Below are 20,063 nucleotides of genomic sequence, written 5' to 3'. Positions count from 1 at the left end.
AGCGAGCAGGGTGAAAGCGTCTCAAACGCTATTGACAATTGGCCAATTTTGTGATCCGCGTGGGACTTTCAAGTGATACCAGTCGATTAGAATAGTTAGGAAATCGACCCATTTGGTCTATTTTTGCTTCACCATTGAGATGGTAAATTCTACTCAAATATGCTTGAATCGTCCTCTGGGTAAGCAACTCACATAAAGTTCATTTTGTCAAGGATTGTTAAGATGCGCTTACCCCGACATTGATATTCTCAATCTTAATTGAAATGACTATATTAACCTCTCACAATAAACCGCGATAACGGATAAAAACGAGGATTACTGCCCAAGAACCTAAAGCTACTTTAACGGCGACTAAAATGTTTAGTATCGGTAAAATACCGCCACTAAATAGCGCCCCTAATTCCCCGTGGGGTAACTCAAATCCTGAGAGAGTAATGGCGGCTAAAACAATAAAAACTAAGACGGAAATTTTCTCCCATGTTGCCGCTTGCCAACGGCGATAAATTGCTTGCATCCATTCGGGAGACGAGGTAATTGCTATTAAACCAATTGCTGTACCTCCGGCGACTCCGGCGGCAAAACCTCCCCCCGGACTTAAATGTCCGCGGATAGCTAATTCAATGCCCACTAAAGCGGCAATTGTTGACCCTAAACGGGCTAAAATAATTGAAGGTTGGTCGGTAAATTGATGGATTTTACTGGCGGGTTTTTCGGTGGCTAAAAGAAAATTCGCCCCCATAATGGCAATGGTAAAAACAACCACTTCATAGATGGTATCGTAGAGACGATTACGAAAAATAACCACCGAAACCGCATTAGGAACACCGCCATCGCGCACCAGGGATTCAACAATTTCTAAGGATGATATAGAGGAAGCAGTATTGGGAATAATTACCATTTTGACAGCGAAGGCAATAGCGGCTAGAGTATAAATCCATTTCATTAGTGTTTCTCCTCTAATTTTGGGGTTTCAATACAGGTTAAAATCGTGTTGGCTGCCGTTAATTCATTTTTAAAAATATCGTAGAGATAGGGTAATCTAATTGTGGTTTCGTAGGGGATGGTTTCTGGATTGTCTTGACGGATACAGACGGCATGAATATCCTTATCTATAAGTGCCTGTTGCAAAGCTTGTTTATCACTGTAGGCAACTAATTCTAAACGCATAAAACGTTTACTTAAAACCGTTTGTAGTTGAGTTTTTAACTGTTCTAAAACTGTATCGGTTTCCTCGGCAATTACTCCTAAACGCATCACTAAAGAGGAACGAATCGCCACCGCGTAGAGAGTTACGGCTAACATGGTTCCCATCAAAGCCTCGGTTAAAGATACATCTGCTGCCCCTAATAAAGCATAAACTAAAGCGGCTATTGCCCCTAAAACCCCGCGAATTACTAAAGCTTGGTAGGGATTAGATTGTAACATCACCATCGCCGCAGTTAAAGGCAAGAGGGCAACAATAACATAGAGATAACTTTCATTCATCTTTAATTCTACTCTCGATCGCTAGAAGTATAAGCCAAAACGTAGCCTAACATGGTGTTCCAAATTGCTAGGGAAATTATTGCCAATAATAATAAAGGCCAATTTTGGGGAACTTTCAAAAGTAGCCCGAAAATAATCGCCATCGAACCCAAAGTATCAGCGACAGATAGACCATGTAATTTATATAATACCGAGCGCTTGTCTAAAAGATGCGCCGTTCCCCAAAACCAGAAAAAAACTCCGATAGCGATGCAGATATAACTGAAAATGTCAATCATGATTCGTTCAATCGTTTAAGAATTTGTGCTAATAACATAAAACCGGCATTACCAACACTGAGAATAATCACTGCTACCACTCCAATCATCCAATCATCCCGCAGAACCGACACCACTAGAATAATAATCGATGATTTACTGGAAGCACTGGCAAAGGCGGCCATTTTTTGCCAGATGTCATCATTTTTTGCCACTTCATAAAGGGGAATTAATAGGGCGACAATCATGGCAATGAGAACAATATTCATCCCTGGGTACTCCGTTTAATTACATGAACTTCATAACCCTCATTTTCCTTGTATTCGGTGACGATAGTTTTCGGGGTAAAGGTAATCAGAAATATATCCCAAAAAGCCAATCTGGGTGAACGTTTACCCGAAATTCTCTCTAAAATAATTTCTTCTTCCTTGTGGGGACGAAAGATAATTTCAAACGCTTCTTTATAAGCTTGGGGAATAGCTATAAAGACTTTAATTATTACCTTTAACCAATCGCCTAAAGTTTCGCTAGAGGCGAAATTACGGGGCAAAAGAAAAGCAATAGCCACCCCGATCATAATATTAGCGGGGGTAAAATTAGCGGTGAGTAAAAACCACATAGTTAAACGCAGAATTATATGTCCAATCATGCTAAAACCATCCAAAATAATAGAACTAACATTATACTCATCATACCGATGAGATGATCAAATTGTTCCCAGACCCGCGATAATTTTAGGGATAACTTTTTGAAAACTCCCAGATATAACCACCACCCGGCACCGATGACGGCTAAAGCTTTGATAATATTGGGGATATTATAAGCTTCAACATAGACGGCATTGGATAAAAATAGGGCGGCAAGGAGCAGAATTATTGCTGTCCAGAAACCGATAGTTAACTTCTGTTTACTTTCGCCACCCGCGTGGGGTAAAAAGATAAATTTAGCAAAGGAAATCGCCGTCCCCACCGCCACAAGATTGATCATAATCTCTTGCCAAGGAACTAAATTTTTCATCGTTAACGCTTTCGCCCCAAAACCGGATAATAGGGGGAATCCAGAGATAGAAAAACTAGCAACCACTAGGGCAATCCAGAGGGAATTAGGGATCGATTGTTGCTGTAATTCTTTAAAATTGCGACTGGGCAAAACTCCCGCTAACAGAAATAGGCAAGATTTAACTAAACCGTGGGTAAGGGTATAAAAACCACTGACTACCGGGGCAGCTAAAATAAAACCTAACTGGGAAATAGTATGGAAGGCTAACATCCGCTTGCTATCCTTTTCAAACACTGCGTATGACACGCCAAAAATCGCCGTTAGCACCCCGAAAAGCCGAATTAGTCCATCCAAATCCTCTAGGATTAAAGCACAGCGCAGGAGGGGAAAAATGCCCGCTTTTACCACCACCCCTGACATCAGCGCCGAGACAGAGGTTTCCGATTCCGAGTGTGTCATCGGTAGCCATAATCCCGAGACAAAGATTCCCCCTTTGACTAATAATCCCATGAAGATTAAAGCCAAGGCTTCGGGAGGTGCGTCCTTTAAACCAGCAAAAGCAAAGGAATTATTGGCTTTATAGACTAAAACTGCGCCAATAAGGTAAAATAACATCGCCACATTGCTGATAAACAGATAACGCAGGGCAACCCAGAGAGAGCGATCGCTGCGAGGATAGGCAATCACCAGAAAAGCGGCAATACTAATTACTTCTAAGGCAACGTAAACGCTAATAAAATCTTCACAGACGAAGACAGAATTAATGCTGCCGTGGAGAATGATAGCTTGGGCGTAAAAAAAGGCGGTTTTGCTACTTTCCCAATTATAAAAGATCACCGCCATGGTCACCAGGGCATTGGTGAGGATAAAATAGGCACTTAACTGATCGGCTACCAGTTTCACGCCATAATTATCCAGTAGGTTGAGGGTTATGGGGGAGGATTGGCTAAATAGAAGGAGAGAATAGGCGAGAGAGATAATAGTGGCGGCGAGAGCCAGATATTTGTCTAATCGCGGCAATAAATAGATGATAAAGCCGATCAAAAAGGGTAAACTTATCCAAGCGATCGTTAAAGTATTCATCGAAAATTTGGGTCTGAAACCCCGTTGTTCTAGGTTGGCTTTACTGTTAAATACTAGCGCATTTAGAAGATATATTCTAGAATGTGAGGCATGGAAAAAGCCTATTCGTTTCGATTTTACCCCACACCAGAACAAGAGTCGCTATTGCGGCGCACTTTGGGCTGTGTAAGATTAGTTTACAATAAAGCTCTCCATCTCAGAACACAAGCTTGGTATGAAAGACAAGAAAGAGTAGGATATGCTGAAACGTCTTCAATGCTAACCGAGTGGAAAAAACAAGAAGAATTAAACTTTCTCAATGAAGTTAGCTGTGTACCTTTACAACAAGGGTTAAGACACCTACAAACAGCTTTTACTAATTTCTTTGCTGGTCGTACTAAGTATCCTAACTTTAAGAAAAAACATCAGGGAGGAAGTGCCGAATTTACCAAATCTGCTTTTAAATTTAAAGACAAACAAATCTATTTAGCCAAATGCACAGAATCTTTACCTATTCGATGGTCAAGACAAATCCCAGAAAGCTGTGAGCCAAGTACAGTAACAGTCAGATTACATCCTTCTGGACGTTGGCATATTTCAATTAGATTTGATGACCCAACGATTAAGCCATTACCAGTAACCGATAAAGCCATCGGAATTGACTTAGGAATTAGTAGCCTTGTGATTACCAGCGATGGTGACAAAGTATCTAATCCTAAGCATTTTAAGAAACATTATCGGAGACTGCAAAAGGCACAAAAAAATCTTTCTAGGAAGAAAAAAGACTCAAAGAATCGGGAAAAAGCGAGAATCACAGTAGCCAGAATTCACGCTCAAATTAACGATAGTAGAAAAGACCATTTACACAAGCTAACCACTCAATTAGTTCGTGAAAACCAAACGATTATGGTTGAGAATTTAGCCGTCAAGAATATGGTCAAAAACCCGAAATTATCTCAGGCAATATCTGACGTTAGTTGGGGAGAAATCACTCGACAATTAGCCTATAAATGCCGTTGGTATGGGAGAAATTACATCGAAATAGATAGATGGTTTCCTAGCTCTAAAAGGTGTAGTAATTGCGGGTATATTGCTGAGAAAATGCCGTTAAATGTTCGAGAATGGGACTGTCCAGACTGTGGAACACACCATGACCGAGATGTTAACGCTAGTAAAAATATTTTGGCCGCAGGGCTTGCGGTGTCAGTCTGTAGGCTCTTCTCGACTTTGTGTGATAATTTTTGCTTATGGAATCGTGAAATGCTTATCGGGTAACACTTTTAGGACTATTTTGTCGAAGAAACTATCAGTATAGACCTCGTTTCCACACAGAAACCAGAAGAGCCGTCTGTAGAGCGACCATAAGACCAGAACAGAGTAAATCTGTTAAGGCAGGTGCGGAACCCCGCAAGGGAAAGAAGCAGAAACCTAAATCGTGAGGTTTGGGAATCGCCGTCCGTTTTACGGCGGCGAGGATGTCAAGGTGTGTTATTTTTTTCTATCTCACTGCTGTCGAGGGTGGGGTTATCTTTGGCTAATTTCATCACTCCCACCAGCATTAACGCCTGAATGGAAAAACCGATGACGATCGCTGTTAAAATCACTGCTTGGGGTACAGGATCGGCGTAATTTTGCTGTTTAACTGTACCGAGGATGGGAGTAAATAAACCGTCACGGGAAGAAATCACCACATAGTAGGCGATAACGCCCGTACTCATGACATCCATGGCGATAATCTTCATGATTAAGTTTTTTTTCAGGAATGTTCCTAAAAATCCGCACAAAACGGTGGCGAATACAAACAACTCTAGCAGGGGAATCGTCACTGGGCTTCTTGATTAGATTTGGTTATGAGTCAAAATACTTTTTCTAATTATCCTCGATCGAGTCCCAATTGATCAAAAAATTCTCAGGCTTTGCCGCTTCTTCCTTGAATCATCGGTGAATTGGTGAAGATCTATAGTTACTATTAGCTAAAAGCTAGGAATGAGGGAGCTAATTGGGCTAGAATTGAAAGGAACAACAGCATTAATATAACAGCCATCATACCGACGAGATTATCAAATTGTTCCCAAGCTGTTGATAATTGGGTTCTTCGTTACTTGTTATGGTTCGATAGGGGGGCATAAATCGACTAAATCCTTGTCTGGCAAGAGATTTAATTGATTAGTTCGCTCTAGATCGAAAACAATTGACAAAAATCAGCAAATGTCTTTCTCTATAAAGGTTTTATCTCTTATGATCCTGTCCGTTGCATAAGACAAACCGAAGAACCGATAATTGTAAGGACAGCTTTTTAAATATCCCTAGATACAACCCCCAACCGATAGCAATAATCCCTAAAGCTTTGCTGATATTTCCCAGATTGTAGGCATCGAAATAGACAGCATTGGCTACAAATAAGGCAGTTAACAATAGTATTATTCCTAACCATCCACTCAAGGTTAACTTTCTCCCAGTGGTAACTTTTGCGTGGGGTAAAAAGATAAATTTGGCAGTGGCGATCGCTGTACCTAAGGCTGCTAAATTGATGGCTACCTCTTGCCAAGGGACTAAATTTTTCATCGTTAACGCTTTCGCTCCAAAACCGGATAATAGGGGGAATCCAGAGATGGAAAAACTAGCAACCACTAAGGCAATCCAGAGGGAATTAGGGATCGCTTGTTGCTGTAATTCTTTAAAATTGCGACTGGGTAAAACTCCCACTAACAGAAATAGGGAAGATTTAACTAATCCGTGGGTAAGGGTATAAAAACCGCTCACCGGTGGGGCAGCCAAAATAAAACCCAGCTGCACGATCGTGCTAAAGGCTAACATCCGCTTGCTATCCTTTTCAAAAATCATATAGGGTACGCCAAAAATCGCCGTTAGCACCCCTAAAAGCCGAATTAGTCCATCCAAATCCTCTAGGATTAAAGCACAGCGCAGGAGGGGAAAAATGCCCGCTTTTACCACCACCCCTGACATCAGCGCCGAGACAGAGGTTTCCGATTCCGAGTGTGTCATCGGTAGCCATAATCCCGAGACAAAGATTCCCCCTTTGACTAATAATCCCATGAAGATTAAAGCCAAGGCTTCGGGAGGTGCGCCCTTTAAACCAGCAAAAGCAAAGGAATTATTGGCTTTATAGACTAAAACTGCGCCAATAAGGTAAAATAACATCGCCACATTGCTGATAAACAGATAACGCAGGGCAACCCAGAGAGAGCGATCGCTGCGAGGATAGGCAATCACCAGAAAAGCGGCAATACTAATTACTTCTAAGGCAACGTAAACGCTAATAAAATCTTCACAGACGAAGACAGAATTAATGCTGCCGTGGAGAATGATAGCTTGGGCGTAAAAAAAGGCGGTTTTGCTACTTTCCCAGTTATAAAGGATCACCGCCATCGTCACCAGGGCATTAGTGAGGATAAAATAGGCACTTAACTGATCGGCTACCAGTTTCACGCCATAATTATCCAGTAGGTTGAGGGTTATGGGGGCGGATTGGCTAAATAGAAGGAGAGAATAGGCGAGAGAGATAACAGAAGTAATTAAGGACAGATATGGCTCTTCGGGAATTGTTATGCAAATAATTAACTTAAAATAAAATTCGATGAGAGTACCTAAGCTCAAAAGTAGCTGAAATCCATACAGGGAAGGACTTAAGGCACAAACAGGTTAATGCCAAAAGATAGACAATTGAGTTAAGATTTGATATAATTGCCAAAAACGAGATTATTTTACTTATGATACTTGACAAATTTTTGAACCTACAAGGAACCTGTATTCAAGGCTATCGACACCTAGAAAATATCGGTATAGTTTGACCAGTCGAATCGAAAAATCAAAAAGCAATCTGTCCTCGTTGTGGGTTAGAGAGCGATAAACTCCACCAAAATCATCGACATTTAGTCAAAGATTTACCAATCTCAGGTCAACCAGTGTACCTACAAGTTAATCGTCGTCAATTTAAGTGCGGTAATTGTCAGAAACCCTTTAGCGAAGAGTTAGATTTTGTCGCCAAGAAACGAACCTATACGAAAAGACTAGCCGAGAATATACTCGAACAATTAAAAGAAGGAGATATTTTAAATGTTAGCCGAAGAAATGACGTAACGGAAGAAGAGATTCAAAGAATGATAGAGGACATCGCCGAAGAAATTACAGAGCCAGACCTATCGGAATTAAAAAGACTAGGAATTGATGAAATCGCTCTAGTCAAAGGGCAAAAAAATTACTGTGCAGTTTTAGTAAATTTAGATACGGGAAAACTAATAGCTATTCTAGAGAAGCGAACACAAGAAGAATTGAGGAAAACGCTGACAGGCTGGGGAAAAGAGGTGTTAGAGCAAATTGAAGAAGTCAGCATAGATTTTTGGTTGCCCTATAAAAATTTGGTGAAAGAATTGATGCCATCGGCCGAGGTAGTCGCCGATAGATTTCATGTAATGAAACAAATTAATCAAGAGTTAGACGAACAGAGAAGAGCGGAAAAAAGAGCCGTAGAAGCGCAGAAAAATAAAAAACAGAAAACGGAAAAAGAAGCAAAGCTAGAAATTTTAAAGCGAAGTAAATATAGTCTGTTAAAAAATGAAGAAGATTTAACGGAAACTCAAAAAATCAAACTAGAAGCTATCAAAGAAAAATTCCCAAATTTGCAAAAGATGCAGGAATTAAAGGAAGAATTTAGAAAGATTTATGAAACCTCAGAGAATCCGACAGAGGGAATGCTATCCATCTCGGAATGGTTGGCAAAATCCTCCAGTGTTTTTACTAAGAGTTGTCAAACAATCCGAAACTGGTTTGGAGAAATAATTAGTTATTTCGAGCGAAGGACAACGAATGGGATGGTCGAGGGAATCAACAATAAACTTAAACTAATAAAACGGAGAGCCTATGGCTTTAGAAACTTTCGGAATTTTTGGGTTAGAAGTATGTTGTCTTGGCATCTTGTATGTTGATTTAGCATAAAGAGTAACGAAGAGCCACAGATATTTAGCCCAGCGAGACAGTAAATAGCCAATAAAGCCGCTCAAAAAGGGAACGACTATCCAAGCGATCGTTAGAGTATTGATGGTGTAGGATTTTCTGATCTTTACTTTGTCTAGGGCAGGGTTTTCCTAGACTAATCTGCTCAATTTCACCAGCAAAGATACTTTCTCTAATTATCCTCGATCGAGTCCTATTGATCAAGAATTTTTCGGGTGGCAAATAGATTGTTTTGGTTCTATAATAGACTTCTTGCATGATTTTTTTATGGTATAACGGAAGGTCTTGCTTTTTTCTCGATTTTTAGATAGAAGTGGAAAAAAGAATAAAATGTGATGTGATCTTAGGTCAAGAAATTATCCATACTTTTGCTATGTTTATTAGCAAAAATATGGATTAAGCTGTTCGTAATTTAAATTGCTGGCTCTTCTAGGTTCTGTGTGAGCATGGTATAATAGTAACACAGAACAGGAGGTGGGTTATGTGGATAAATTTTGATCAACTCCTCGATTTACCAAATGTAACAGTGGTCAATTATCAAAAAATTGCTCAGACAATTTTCCTAAAGCTCGCTCTTTTAAATGAAACAATTGAATGTCCGAATTGCCATCAAACCTTGGACAGAATCAATCAGACAGAGTATAATCTAGTCAGAGATTTGTCAATATTAGGCAATCCGGTATATTTAGAAGTACCACGCCGCCAGTTTCATTGTCAAAAGTGCCAAAAGTATATCAGCGAAAGACTGAGTTTTATGAGATTAAGACAGCCTCAGACAATTCGCTATGAATCGATGATTTATGAGAGAGTAAAAAATTGTAGCATCGAAGAAATAAGTCGAGAAGAAGGGTTAGGATGGTCAGAAGTTGAGTTAATATTTAATCACTGTGCTAAAGAACTAGAAAAGGAAGAGTGGGAAGCACCAGAACGAATAAGCTTGGATGAATTTAGTAACTTAAAAGGACATAAAGATTTCATAACAACGGTCGTAGATCTGGACAAAAAAATTTTACTAGATGTGATTAAAGGACATAAGCAAGAAGAATTAATGGAAGCCTTAAAGGCACAGCCAGACGCAGTTCGGGAGAAGGTGAAAGAAGTGAGCGTCGATATGTGGTCAGGATTTACAGCAGTGAGCAAGGAATTATTTCCCAATGCTAAAATCATCTATGACCGTTTTCATGTAATGGATATCATTAATGACGAGCTTAATAAATTGAGAAAGTTAATGGGGGTGCATGAAAAAGGATTACCTCATTTATTATGGAAGAATAAAGAGGACTTAAAGGACGAGCAAAAACAACAACTAGAAGTTATCCTGAAAGAACATCCCTGCTTGGGAATAGCCTGGGAAATGAAAGAAGAAATTAGACAAATTTATCAAAGTAGTAGAACGTTCAGAGGTGCTGAGAGAAAATTGGAAAAATGGATAAGAATAGGCGGGATATTATATCAAAGTAGTGCCAGCATGATCCAGAAGCATTTGCCTGGTATTTGTAATTACTTTGAAAATCATACAACCAACGGATTAATTGAGGGAATGAATACCAAAATCAAGCTTATTAAAAGAATGAGTTATGGATTTACCAATTTTGAACATCTTCGACTTAAGCTGTTTGCTTGCTTTAATTTATAACAAAAATTAACACACGAAAACCAGGAGAGCCAATTGCTTGTTGAGACGAGGCAAGAGGCAAGAGTCAAAAGGCAACAGTAAAGGGATTGGGGAAGGTTCGGCTAATCTAAGAATAAGCGTTTTAAATGCGTCTTAGCTTATCAAAACTTAAAGGAGCGCGAAAGTGTGATTACTTCAACCAATTATATCTCTCTACCCTTTTTTCTCCCAGTTCCTCTGCTACTAGCTTTCACCCACTTATGTCAAGCAGTCAGGCTTATCGGTTAAACAACTTTGATAACTTTAGGCGAAGAGTCCTCCTAAATTGGCGTTTTGTTACTAATCGATCCTACTCAGTCTAGGAGAGCCATTAATTCTTTTTTCATTACTTTTTAGGTTCTGGGGTTTGCTGTTTGGAAGCTGCCGCAATCGCTTGATTTAAACGAGTTAATTCTTCTTTAAACTTCGGTTCTTGGGGATAATTTTTGACTAATTTTTCCAGGAGACTTTTCGCTCCAGAAACGTCTTGAGTTTGTAATCTTGTTCCATAAAGAACAAGCATAACTTCCAGATTGTTGGGATATTTTTGATATAACTTTTCTAAAGGTTCTCTAGCTCCGATAAAATCTTTTAACTGTAGGCGAGCTTGGGCTAGTCCTTGCAAAGTAGTGGGGTTATCTGGTTCGCGTTCGAGAATTTTCTCGTAACCTTTGACCATTTCTTGTAATTTTTCGGGGGCAATAGTTGCCTCTTGCCCGGGTTGACTGCCTTGGGGGGAATTAGAATTATTATTTTTCCATAAACCTAAAGTTGGCACCACCATTAAAGCCAAAAATACTAAACCAGAGGAAACAATTAAGACTCGTTTGAGGGTATCGTTATTTTTTTTGGGCATACTTTTTCAAGATTAGAGATAAGATTAATCAGTAGTAACTTGATGAAATTCGTGACCCCAAAGATGATAAGCCCAAATTCCCAAGCTAAAACTACCTAAGCAGAGAATGGTGATCGTCAGGAAAACTTGCCACCTATTGTAACCCGCTTCCTGAAGTTCTAGACGACCGAGGATAGCAGCAGCTAACAGAATTAAAGCTCGAGTAAATACCGCCCACTTGTGGAAGATAAAGACTACCGCCAAGGACCAGCCAAGAATTGATAATACAGCGCTAATATCATTTTTAAACCAACTGCGGAAAAATAGCGGCATTAAGTTACTAAACAGAGTTAATCCTAGGGCAATTAAGAGGATAACCGCTACTGCTAGGATATAGATGATGATTTCTAGCCATTCGCTAGTGAGAGTCCAATTCATCTCATCACCACGGGCAAGTAACCAATCACTCCATGATAAACGCTCCTGGGCGATCGACCAGCCAAACAGCCCATAGACCGATGGTATTAGAAAAGTAAGTAGTATAATGCGCCAAAACATAATCAGTTATCAGTTATCAGTTATCAGTTATCAGTTTTGAGTATTAAGTGAGCAGTATGTATTAAGTGAGTCTGATCAAATGCCAGTTTACTACTGTCTTTTCACTGATTACTGCTTACTGATCACTGTTTACTGACCACCGAAAAAAGTCAAGCCTGAACCCTGAAAGAGGGGAGAATTGCCCCTTTTCAGACTTCAGGCCCCTGGGACTGTCCCGATCGCTTAGGACATATACTGGATGATAAAGTCGAAGTAGGGGGCTGCTGCCACGGCATCTTCTTGAGTCAAAAGACCTAAAGCGGCCTCCTTGAGACAACGAATCGCCTCCACCATGCCGGGGATGGGAACATTAAGAGAGTTATACATCTCTTTGACCCCGATCAGGCCAGTTTGTTCGATCGGACCCTTATCTCCGGCTAATACCCCATAGGTAACTAGACGCAGATACCAACCATAATCGCGCAAGCATTGATTATATTGACGCTGACCGTAGGCATTACCCCCCGGCGCTCTATAATCGGGACGTTTCTTGAACAGTTGTTTTTGAGCCTGATCGACGATTTTTTTCTCATTTTCAGCGAGAGTCTCGGCAATGCGAATTCTCTGCTCGCCAGTTTTTAAAAATTGCCCGATACCCTGTAGTTCACCACTACTAGGATAACGAAGTTCGTCGTCGGCTTTGAGGATGACTTGGCTAACTACGCTCATAATATCAAGGTAAATTCTGATAACATTCTGTAGTTTATCTCAGGTCGGGGTCTGGAAGTCGAGTCATCCCTGCTGGGTGGGCAATTCCTAAAAATTGTAATATTTCGTTATGAGTTTCCCCGACAGCCCGGTTACTCTCTAGAATGAATGTATTAGTGGTCAGGAGCGAGGAGATGGCAATTGAGATGTCACCGCACACTGATTAACTTGAACCCGATAAGTGGTAATTAATATGGAATTTCTGGCACCCTTGCTGTTGATAGCGGGCATTCTGGGGTTAAATGGCTTTAAAATTGATCGAGAATACCAGCGTGGTGTTATCTTTCGCCTAGGTCGTTATCAAGACACCAAAGGCCCCGGACTGTACTGGATCATTCCCCTAGTTGACCAAAAAATGCAGCTGGACATTCGCACCAAAACCGTCGATATCGCCCCGCAAGAAACTGTCACCGCCGATAATGTCACAATTAAGGTTAATGCGGTTCTCTACTATCGCATTATCGATCCTAGCAAAGCGATTAATAAAGTCGAATCCTATCCCGCGGCCGTTTATCAAGCGGCCATGACCACTTTAAGAAATGTCGTCGGTCAAAATCATCTCGATGATGTCTTGCAAAAACGAGACAAAATTAATCAAGCGGTTCAACAAATTGTCGATGAAATTAGCGAACCTTGGGGCATCGATATCGAACGGGTGGAGATGAAAGATGTGGAAATTCCCACTGGTATGCAGCGAGCTATGGCCAAGGAAGCGGAAGCATTGCGAGAAAAACGGGCCCGTTTGATTAAAGCTGCCGCAGAACAGGAAGCTTCGCTAAAATTAGCGGAAGCTTCCCGATTAATCATGGAAAATCCCGCCGCTTTGGAATTACGCCGCCTACAAATGTTAACGGAAATTGGAGCGGAAAATAACACCAGTACCGTGATTATGCTTCCCTCCGATATATTAAATCTCGCTCAAAAATTAACTGAAAAAAAATCATAAAATGGCTCAGTTGTCAATAGCCAAAAAGGTTAATTTTCTCCAGTGTGTTAGGTTGGTTTAAGTAAGTGGTTATAATTAAATTGAAGATAGATTTTGTTTTTGATCCCCCCTGCCCCCCTTGATAAGGGGGGTGCCGATAGGCGGGGGGATCCCCCCTTATTCCCCCCTTGATAAGGGGGGTGTCTGATAATTTTTAACGCCTACCTACTTAATTAACGCATGGTGACAAATTCCTCGGCAGCACTGGGATGAATGCCGACAGTGGCATCAAAATCGGCTTTTGTCGCCCCCATTTTTACGGCAATGGCTACTCCTTGAATAATTTCGGCTGCGTGATCTCCCACCATGTGCGCCCCAAGGATTTTACCACTTTCCTGATGGACAACTAATTTCATCAAAGTTTTGTCCTCTCGGCCTGGTAAAACATTGTAACCAGGGCGGAATTTAGACCGATAAACTTTAATTACCGTGTCACCATATTGTTTTTTTGCTTGCAATTCTGTTAATCCCACCGTCGCCGCTTCAGGAGTAGAAAATACTGCCGAAGGAACGTTTTCATAACTCATTAACCGGGGTTTATTACCAAAGACTGTATCGGCAAAAGCTCGCCCCTCATTAATCGCCACGGGAGTTAAATTAATTTTATCGGTACAATCGCCCACGGCATAGATATTATCTTCACTGGTTTGGCTATACTCGTTGACGACAATTGCCCCTTTTTTTACCTCGACATTGACATTCTCTAAGCCCAATTTTTCCAGCTTAGGAATTCTTCCCGTAGCGGCTAAACCTAGGGCATCAACAAAGAGCATTTCTGAGGTTTCTTTACCCTGAATATGTACTTTTAAACCCTCAGCAGTTTTCTCGATCGAAGTGGGGAAAGTTTCGGGCATAATTTTAATTCCCTGACGGATCATTTCTGCTTGAATCTCATCGCGGATATCCTCATCAAACCCTCTTAAAATCTTGTCTTTACGGATTAACTGCACCACTTCCGTCCCTAATCCGTGCATAATACCAGCAAATTCTACCCCAATATATCCCGCCCCTAAAACTATAATTCTTTTCGGTTGTTCTGGCAGTTGAAACATGGCATCAGAAACTACCGTATGTTCGATCCCTGGAATATCGGGTTTAACCGGATGTCCCCCCACGGCAATTAAAATTTTATCGGCAGTAATTTTCTCCTCTCCCACCTCTAGGGTATGGCTATCAAGAAACTTGGCATAATTAGGAAAAATCGTCACTTGAGAATTATCGAGCATCTTTTGATAAATGCCATTTAAACGGATAGTTTCCTGATTAAGCGCGCTAATTAATTTTTGCCAATTTAACTGACTCTCTACCGGACTCCAACCGTAACCTTCCGCATCCTTAAATAGTTGCGGAAAACGACTAGAATAAACCATTAATTTTTTAGGAATACAACCGCGATTAACACAGGTTCCTCCCAAGCGATCATATTCTGCTAATCCCACTTTTGCCCCGTATTCGGCTGCCCGTCTAGCGGTGGCAATACCCCCAGAACCACCACCAATCACGAATAAATCAAAATCATAACTCATAAAAATATCCTCGCGAATGTATAGAAATTTGACGGAATCAAAAAACTTTCTGGGCAAAAAGGGGAGCGAATATCTCGGATCAATCCCTAACTGAATCTATCGAGTAACTAGCACAATATAGTCACTAATGCTGCTAAATTAGAGCCAATTTATTTACTAAGTAGCTGGTTATAATTAAATTGAAGATAGATTTTGTCTTTGATCCCCCCTGCCCCCCTTATTAAGCTATCCATTAGTCACATCTTTCTTAACATAAAATTTGACAAAAAGAGAAAAGTGTGCAAGATGGCTCAAGGGGGTTCTATGGGGGGACTAATTTGATGAGATAGTTTCCAAGTCTGGCTGATATCATGTAACCTTCGCAGTCCCAACCAAATAGTTTTAACACCTGGTTCACCGTCACCTTTTCTACCTAAAAACCCCCCAAGAGAAGCAATCATTCTGACCGCTTCTCGAAAGGAGGGCGGCTTTTCAGGTGGCGGACTCTTTTTATGAATAGTGGCACACAAAGATTGCCATTCATGTTCTTCCAAAAAACTTTCACAACTCTCCTCTCCGTGTAAGCGTGCTTGATAGGTTAACCAGAGTAATCTCCAAGCTACAATTGAATAGGTAGCTAAGGCCATCTCAATTCTACGACCCGTTTCTAATTGCAGTTTTTCTAATCCACAACCACTTTTTAAAACAAAATGATAGCGTTCTATTAACCAGCGATAACTATACCAGCGCACACAGGTTATCGCTGATTCAAAGCTACTAATGTCTAGGCTAGTTAAGAGGAGCCAACTGATAGGATTAACTCCAGGACGCGGATTTTCTTCTTCAGCTAAAATTACCTGTAATTTGACCGGTTGACGAGGGTTCGCTTTCGAGTGATGCTTAGGTACTTGTATTTCAAAACTGGCAAATCTAACTGTTAGTTTAGCTAGTCTAGCCTCGTGATTAGGATTGCGTTTTACTTGCACATCTAGGCTACCACAGGCTTTTATTTCTCTGATGGATTGATGTAAATATTTAGGTTCTGGATGCCCTGACCTTTGCTTGTCTTCGAGATAGTTAACTTTTCGGTTATGAGTTCCTCGGATTAATAAATGAGAGTTAGGACTTCTTGATTGGGCAAATAAATCAAATATGTCTGCCTCACAATCTCCGATTGTTACTACTTGAATTTCTTCGGGTGTTTGTTGTTGTGTTTCTGACAAAGAATCTAACCATCTTTGACTTTCTTTTTCTTCGGTTTCTCTTTTTTTGCGTTGCTTGGCAATCCCTAAATTCTTTTCTTCTCTTGCCCAGACATATTGATTAATCAGTCCTAAAGCTATTCCTTGCGGTGACACTCCTAAGGTGGTATGAACTTTGAGACCAAAGGATTTTTTATAATCTAGATAACCCATTCCTTTTTTGGCTTTTTGCGTCGTAAAGTCTAAACTTGTTGTGTCTTGCACTGCCAAAACTATTGGATGTTCTTTGATTCTTTCTACTGTACTTTTGGCTTGGGCGGCAATTATATCTGAGGGGTGAAAATAGGGGGAATTCCAAAAGTCGTAGGTGGCACTCGCTGCGGCTAGATTTCCCGAAGCTTGTGGCACACTTGTACTAGGTTGGCTGGCCAAGTTTTCTACGATACTGATTAACCTTTTCTTTCTTCTGGTGTCCCCTAGGTCTGCATACTGTAATTCTTGGGCTGCCCATTTCTCCATTTTTTTGCTTACCTCCACCTTAATTCCTTCTTTCAAAACTATACCTATCAATCGTTTCCCCTTTTTTTAAGTTTCTTCTCTTTTTGTTAAGAAAGATCTGACTAATGGATAGATCAAGGGGGGCAGGGGGGATCCCCCCGCCTATCGGCACCCCCCTTATCAAGGGGTGCAGGGGGGATCAGAGGCAAAATCTATCTTCAATTTAATTATAACTACTTACTTAACAGAAGTTATTCATAATAAGTGGCTTTCTTGGCTCTTCTAGTTTCTGTGTGGAAACGAGGTCTATACTGATGGTTTCTTCGGCAAAACAGCCATAAAAGTCTTGCCCGATAAGCATTTCACAATTCCATAAGCAAAAATTATTACACAAAGTCGAGAAGAGCCAATGAATCCACATCCGTATAACTTTGCTGCCTAGGTTTTGAGCGGTCGATCGAAGGAGCAATATCTTTAACCAAAAAGTAAATTATGGAGGATTTCTAAACGCCAGTCATCTTCACGAACAATAGCACCATAATAATTTTTCTTATTCTCTAGCCAGAGTAATTCAAACTCGATCGCCTTTGGCAAAGCTAAACTGAAATTATCCAAAGCTTGGGGACAATCAAAGATAACTTTGCGCGTCTCGAAGCGGTCAAAATGTCCTTGGCAGAACATTTTGAAAAACGGTAAAGAATCTAGTGAAACCCCACCCCCAATGGCAACAGTCAAACCGGCGGCCTTAGCTTTTTTTGCCAAAGGTAAAGCCAGATCCAAAACTTGCTCGCTATTCACATCCCGGCGAGTTAATCCCAAAGAACAGGCTAAATCCATCCGTCCGATGACGATACCATGGAGAGATTTTATCTCTGGAATCGCCAACATTTCCTGAAAATTATCACAGGCAGTAATCGTTTCGATATTAACTAATAACTCCACATCTTCCACCCCTTGATCAGCTAAAATCCTCCTAGCTGCCCGCAGATATTTTTGTAAAGCGTAGGCTGTTTCTACCATGGGAGCAATCAAGCGATCAACTCCTAAATTAACCGCATCAAAGATATCTCTGATCGCTTCGCAACCGGCGATTTTCAGATTAAAATCCACCCCCGCTTTCAGACTAATTTCTTTCAACCGCATCGCTTCCGTCAGTCGGGTTCCTTCCGTCTCGAATTCCGCTTTTACCCCTGAAACATGGTGATCTTCCCTGAGTTCTCTTAACAGTTGCACCATTTTTTTTTCTAAGCAATTCATGTTTTTAATCGTTCAAAATTGGTAACTGCTAGAGGAGCCTTGTTGATTATAGCCCATCTGCGAAAAGCCGATAGCTGAGGACTAGAAGACCATAAAAATACCCTAAACAAGAGGACAAAAGCGACAAAATACCGGCATAATGAACAAGGCCGTCTGATTTTTTTCTGGCCACATCCTTTCTATACTACATTCGTAATATAAGTAATTCTCTAGTTAGACTATGCGAACTCACTACTGTGGCGACCTTAGCGCGATCGAAATTGAAAAAAGTGTCACCCTCTTCGGTTGGGTCGATCGCCGTCGCGATCACGGTGGCGTTATTTTTATTGATCTGCGGGATCGCAGTGGTATTGTCCAGATCGTCAGTGATCCCCAACGAACTCCCGCTTCCTATCCCATCGCTGAAACCGTCAGAAACGAGTATGTCCTCAAGGTGACGGGAACAGTCAGTCAACGTCCCCCCGAATCCCTTAACCCGCGCATTGCCACCGGAGAAATCGAAATTTACGCCACTAGCATCGAGATTCTCAACGGGGTTACTAAACAATTGCCTTTTGTCGTCTCCAGTTCCGAAAGTGAATCGGTCCGGGAAGATGTGCGCTTGCGATACCGTTATCTAGACCTACGCCGGGAGCGTATGAGTCAGAATTTACAACTACGTCACCAAGTTGTCAAAGAAATGCGCCGTTTTCTCGAAGATGAACAGCATTTTATCGAAGTGGAAACGCCAATTTTAACTCGATCGACTCCCGAAGGAGCGCGGGATTATCTAGTCCCTTCCCGTGTCAGCCCGGGCCAATGGTACGCTTTACCCCAATCACCGCAACTATTTAAGCAATTATTAATGGTGTCGGGAATGGATCGCTACTATCAAATCGCTCGCTGTTTCCGCGATGAAGATCTACGCGCTGATCGTCAACCGGAATTTACTCAGTTGGACATGGAGATGAGTTTTCTCTCCTTACCTGAGATTTTAGCCCTCAATGAGGCTTTGATCGCTCATATCTTCAAAAAAGTCAAAAATATCGATATAAGCCTGCCCCTGCCCCGTTTAACCTATGCTGAGGCTATGGATCGCTATGGGGTCGATCGCCCCGATACTCGTTTTGGCTTGGAATTGGTCAATGTGGCGGAGATTTTTGCCGATTCGGGATTTAAGGTGTTTTCAGGTGCGATCGCTAGTGGTGGGACGGTGAAAGTTTTACCGATTCCCAACGGTAACGAGGCGATTTCTAACGTCAGAATCAAACCGGGTGGGGATTTATTCAAAGAAGCCACCGATGCGGGTGCGAAGGGAATCGCCTACATCCGCGTGCGCGAAGATTACGATTTTGATACCATCGGTGCGATTAAAGATAACCTAACAGAGGCACAAAAACAGGCTTTAATCGAGAAGACTGGCGCAAAACCGGGGCATCTGCTCTTATTTGGGGCAGGAGATACCGATACAGTCAATAAATCCCTATCCCGCCTACGCTTAGTTTTAGGGGAACAATTGGGATTAATTGATCCCGAGAAAATCAACCTCCTCTGGGTGACGGATTTCCCGATGTTTGAATACAACGCCGAGGAAAAACGCCTAGAAGCATTGCATCACCCTTTTACTGCCCCTAATCCCGAAGATTTAGACGATCTAGCCCACGCTCGCGCCCTAGCCTACGATATGATTTTTAATGGTATTGAAATCGGTGGCGGCAGTTTGCGGATCTATCAACGGGAAGTACAGGAAAAAGTCTTCGCCACCATCGGTCTATCCCCAGAGGAAGCCTATAATAAATTCGGCTTTTTGTTAGAAGCTTTTGAATACGGAACCCCTCCCCACGGTGGCATCGCCTACGGTTTAGATCGCTTGGTGATGTTGTTAGCAGGAGAAGAATCGATTCGCGATGTGATTGCTTTCCCGAAAACCCAGCAAGCTAGTTGTTTACTCACTTCTGCACCTTCAACAGTGGCAGCGAAGCAATTAAAGGAATTATCCGTTGCTTCTACCTACAAACCGCCATCCTAAGATTAGGGTGGGCAATGCCCACCTAATTTTTGCAAGT

Annotated in this window: 18 protein-coding genes and 2 pseudogenes; 5 read left to right on the top strand and 15 right to left on the bottom strand. The window is 41.4% G+C overall.

Annotated elements, in window-relative coordinates:
• Window positions 1-280: 280 nt before the first annotated feature.
• The 6 genes from ACQY1X_RS22530 to ACQY1X_RS22505 are packed head-to-tail and all read right to left on the bottom strand — an operon-like array spanning window position 281 to window position 3,824.
• Complete coding sequence (locus tag ACQY1X_RS22530) at window positions 281-943, bottom strand: Na(+)/H(+) antiporter subunit B (protein ID WP_002738825.1); 663 nt, start codon at window positions 941-943, stop codon at window positions 281-283.
• Window positions 943-1,485, bottom strand: a complete 543-nt coding sequence (locus ACQY1X_RS22525) for a DUF4040 domain-containing protein (protein WP_002738849.1) — start codon at window positions 1,483-1,485, stop codon at window positions 943-945. The genes ACQY1X_RS22530 and ACQY1X_RS22525 overlap by 1 nt, the downstream gene beginning before the upstream one ends.
• 8 nt (window positions 1,486-1,493) lie before the next feature.
• The gene (locus ACQY1X_RS22520; protein WP_002752066.1) at window positions 1,494-1,763 is read right to left on the bottom strand and encodes a monovalent cation/H(+) antiporter subunit G; all 270 of its coding nucleotides are present in this window, start codon (window positions 1,761-1,763) and stop codon (window positions 1,494-1,496) included.
• Window positions 1,760-2,011 carry a hypothetical protein gene (locus ACQY1X_RS22515; protein WP_002739224.1) on the bottom strand — a complete coding sequence of 84 codons (252 nt, stop codon included), beginning with the start codon at window positions 2,009-2,011 and terminating at the stop codon, window positions 1,760-1,762. The genes ACQY1X_RS22520 and ACQY1X_RS22515 overlap by 4 nt, the downstream gene beginning before the upstream one ends.
• Window positions 2,008-2,391 (bottom strand): Na+/H+ antiporter subunit E, encoded by a 384-nt coding sequence (locus tag ACQY1X_RS22510; RefSeq protein WP_002738904.1) that lies wholly within the window; start codon window positions 2,389-2,391, stop codon window positions 2,008-2,010. The genes ACQY1X_RS22515 and ACQY1X_RS22510 overlap by 4 nt, the downstream gene beginning before the upstream one ends.
• A complete protein-coding gene (locus ACQY1X_RS22505; protein WP_193977232.1) occupies window positions 2,388-3,824 on the bottom strand; it encodes a cation:proton antiporter in 1,437 nt (478 codons plus the stop codon). The genes ACQY1X_RS22510 and ACQY1X_RS22505 overlap by 4 nt, the downstream gene beginning before the upstream one ends.
• Window positions 3,825-3,914: 90 nt before the next feature.
• On the opposite strand from ACQY1X_RS22505, the pseudogene ACQY1X_RS22500 reads away from it, so the two are divergent.
• Window positions 3,915-5,242, top strand: a pseudogene (locus ACQY1X_RS22500) (RNA-guided endonuclease InsQ/TnpB family protein).
• Between the two features lie 39 nt (window positions 5,243-5,281).
• On the opposite strand, the gene ACQY1X_RS22495 reads toward ACQY1X_RS22500, so the two are convergent.
• A complete protein-coding gene (locus ACQY1X_RS22495) occupies window positions 5,282-5,629 on the bottom strand; it encodes an NADH-quinone oxidoreductase subunit K (RefSeq protein WP_002796737.1) in 348 nt (115 codons plus the stop codon).
• A gap of 403 nt (window positions 5,630-6,032) precedes the next feature.
• The gene (locus ACQY1X_RS22490; protein ID WP_430014708.1) at window positions 6,033-7,373 is read right to left on the bottom strand and encodes a cation:proton antiporter; all 1,341 of its coding nucleotides are present in this window, start codon (window positions 7,371-7,373) and stop codon (window positions 6,033-6,035) included.
• Between the two features lie 161 nt (window positions 7,374-7,534).
• On the opposite strand from ACQY1X_RS22490, the pseudogene ACQY1X_RS22485 reads away from it, so the two are divergent.
• Window positions 7,535-8,749, top strand: a pseudogene (locus tag ACQY1X_RS22485) (ISL3 family transposase).
• 34 nt (window positions 8,750-8,783) lie between these two features.
• Here the strand turns inward: ACQY1X_RS22485 and ACQY1X_RS22480 are convergent.
• A complete protein-coding gene (locus tag ACQY1X_RS22480; protein ID WP_430013589.1) occupies window positions 8,784-9,035 on the bottom strand; it encodes a hypothetical protein in 252 nt (83 codons plus the stop codon).
• Window positions 9,036-9,258: 223 nt separating this feature from the next.
• On the opposite strand from ACQY1X_RS22480, the gene ACQY1X_RS22475 reads away from it, so the two are divergent.
• On the top strand, window positions 9,259-10,413 hold the full coding sequence (locus ACQY1X_RS22475; protein WP_430013357.1) for an ISL3 family transposase: 1,155 nt from the start codon (window positions 9,259-9,261) through the stop codon (window positions 10,411-10,413).
• 364 nt (window positions 10,414-10,777) lie between these two features.
• On the opposite strand, the gene ACQY1X_RS22470 is transcribed toward ACQY1X_RS22475, so the two are convergent.
• The 3 genes from ACQY1X_RS22470 to ACQY1X_RS22460 all read right to left on the bottom strand — a co-directional run bounded on the left by ACQY1X_RS22470 (window position 10,778) and on the right by ACQY1X_RS22460 (window position 12,532).
• Window positions 10,778-11,287: a tetratricopeptide repeat protein gene (locus ACQY1X_RS22470; RefSeq protein ID WP_430015159.1), complete on the bottom strand. Its 510-nt coding sequence runs from the start codon at window positions 11,285-11,287 to the stop codon at window positions 10,778-10,780.
• A 24-nt stretch (window positions 11,288-11,311) separates the two neighbouring features.
• Window positions 11,312-11,824 carry a hypothetical protein gene (locus ACQY1X_RS22465; RefSeq protein WP_430013587.1) on the bottom strand — a complete coding sequence of 171 codons (513 nt, stop codon included), beginning with the start codon at window positions 11,822-11,824 and terminating at the stop codon, window positions 11,312-11,314.
• 222 nt (window positions 11,825-12,046) lie between these two features.
• Entirely contained in the window at window positions 12,047-12,532 is a 486-nt protein-coding gene (locus tag ACQY1X_RS22460; RefSeq protein WP_430013586.1) for an allophycocyanin, read from the bottom strand.
• Window positions 12,533-12,764: 232 nt separating this feature from the next.
• Between ACQY1X_RS22460 and ACQY1X_RS22455 the strand changes: the two genes are divergently transcribed.
• Window positions 12,765-13,517: a slipin family protein gene (locus ACQY1X_RS22455; protein ID WP_002745305.1), complete on the top strand. Its 753-nt coding sequence runs from the start codon at window positions 12,765-12,767 to the stop codon at window positions 13,515-13,517.
• Window positions 13,518-13,729: 212 nt separating this feature from the next.
• On the opposite strand, the gene gorA is transcribed toward ACQY1X_RS22455, so the two are convergent.
• The 3 genes from gorA to ACQY1X_RS22440 all read right to left on the bottom strand — a co-directional run bounded on the left by gorA (window position 13,730) and on the right by ACQY1X_RS22440 (window position 18,018).
• Complete coding sequence (gene gorA / locus ACQY1X_RS22450; protein ID WP_430013585.1) at window positions 13,730-15,082, bottom strand: glutathione-disulfide reductase; 1,353 nt, start codon at window positions 15,080-15,082, stop codon at window positions 13,730-13,732.
• A 290-nt stretch (window positions 15,083-15,372) separates the two neighbouring features.
• A complete protein-coding gene (locus ACQY1X_RS22445; RefSeq protein ID WP_430014707.1) occupies window positions 15,373-16,782 on the bottom strand; it encodes an IS4-like element ISMae7 family transposase in 1,410 nt (469 codons plus the stop codon).
• 453 nt (window positions 16,783-17,235) lie between these two features.
• Window positions 17,236-18,018: an aldolase/citrate lyase family protein gene (locus tag ACQY1X_RS22440; protein ID WP_430015158.1), complete on the bottom strand. Its 783-nt coding sequence runs from the start codon at window positions 18,016-18,018 to the stop codon at window positions 17,236-17,238.
• A 220-nt stretch (window positions 18,019-18,238) separates the two neighbouring features.
• On the opposite strand from ACQY1X_RS22440, the gene aspS reads away from it, so the two are divergent.
• Complete coding sequence (gene aspS / locus ACQY1X_RS22435) at window positions 18,239-20,026, top strand: aspartate--tRNA ligase (protein WP_430015157.1); 1,788 nt, start codon at window positions 18,239-18,241, stop codon at window positions 20,024-20,026.
• Window positions 20,027-20,063: the final 37 nt, after the last annotated feature.

Origin of the sequence: Microcystis protocystis FBCC-A270, assembly GCF_050500235.1 — a bacterium.
GTDB classification, from domain to species: Bacteria; Cyanobacteriota; Cyanobacteriia; order Cyanobacteriales; family Microcystaceae; genus Microcystis; species Microcystis ichthyoblabe_A.
This window is presented reverse-complemented; position numbering and strand designations above follow the sequence as displayed.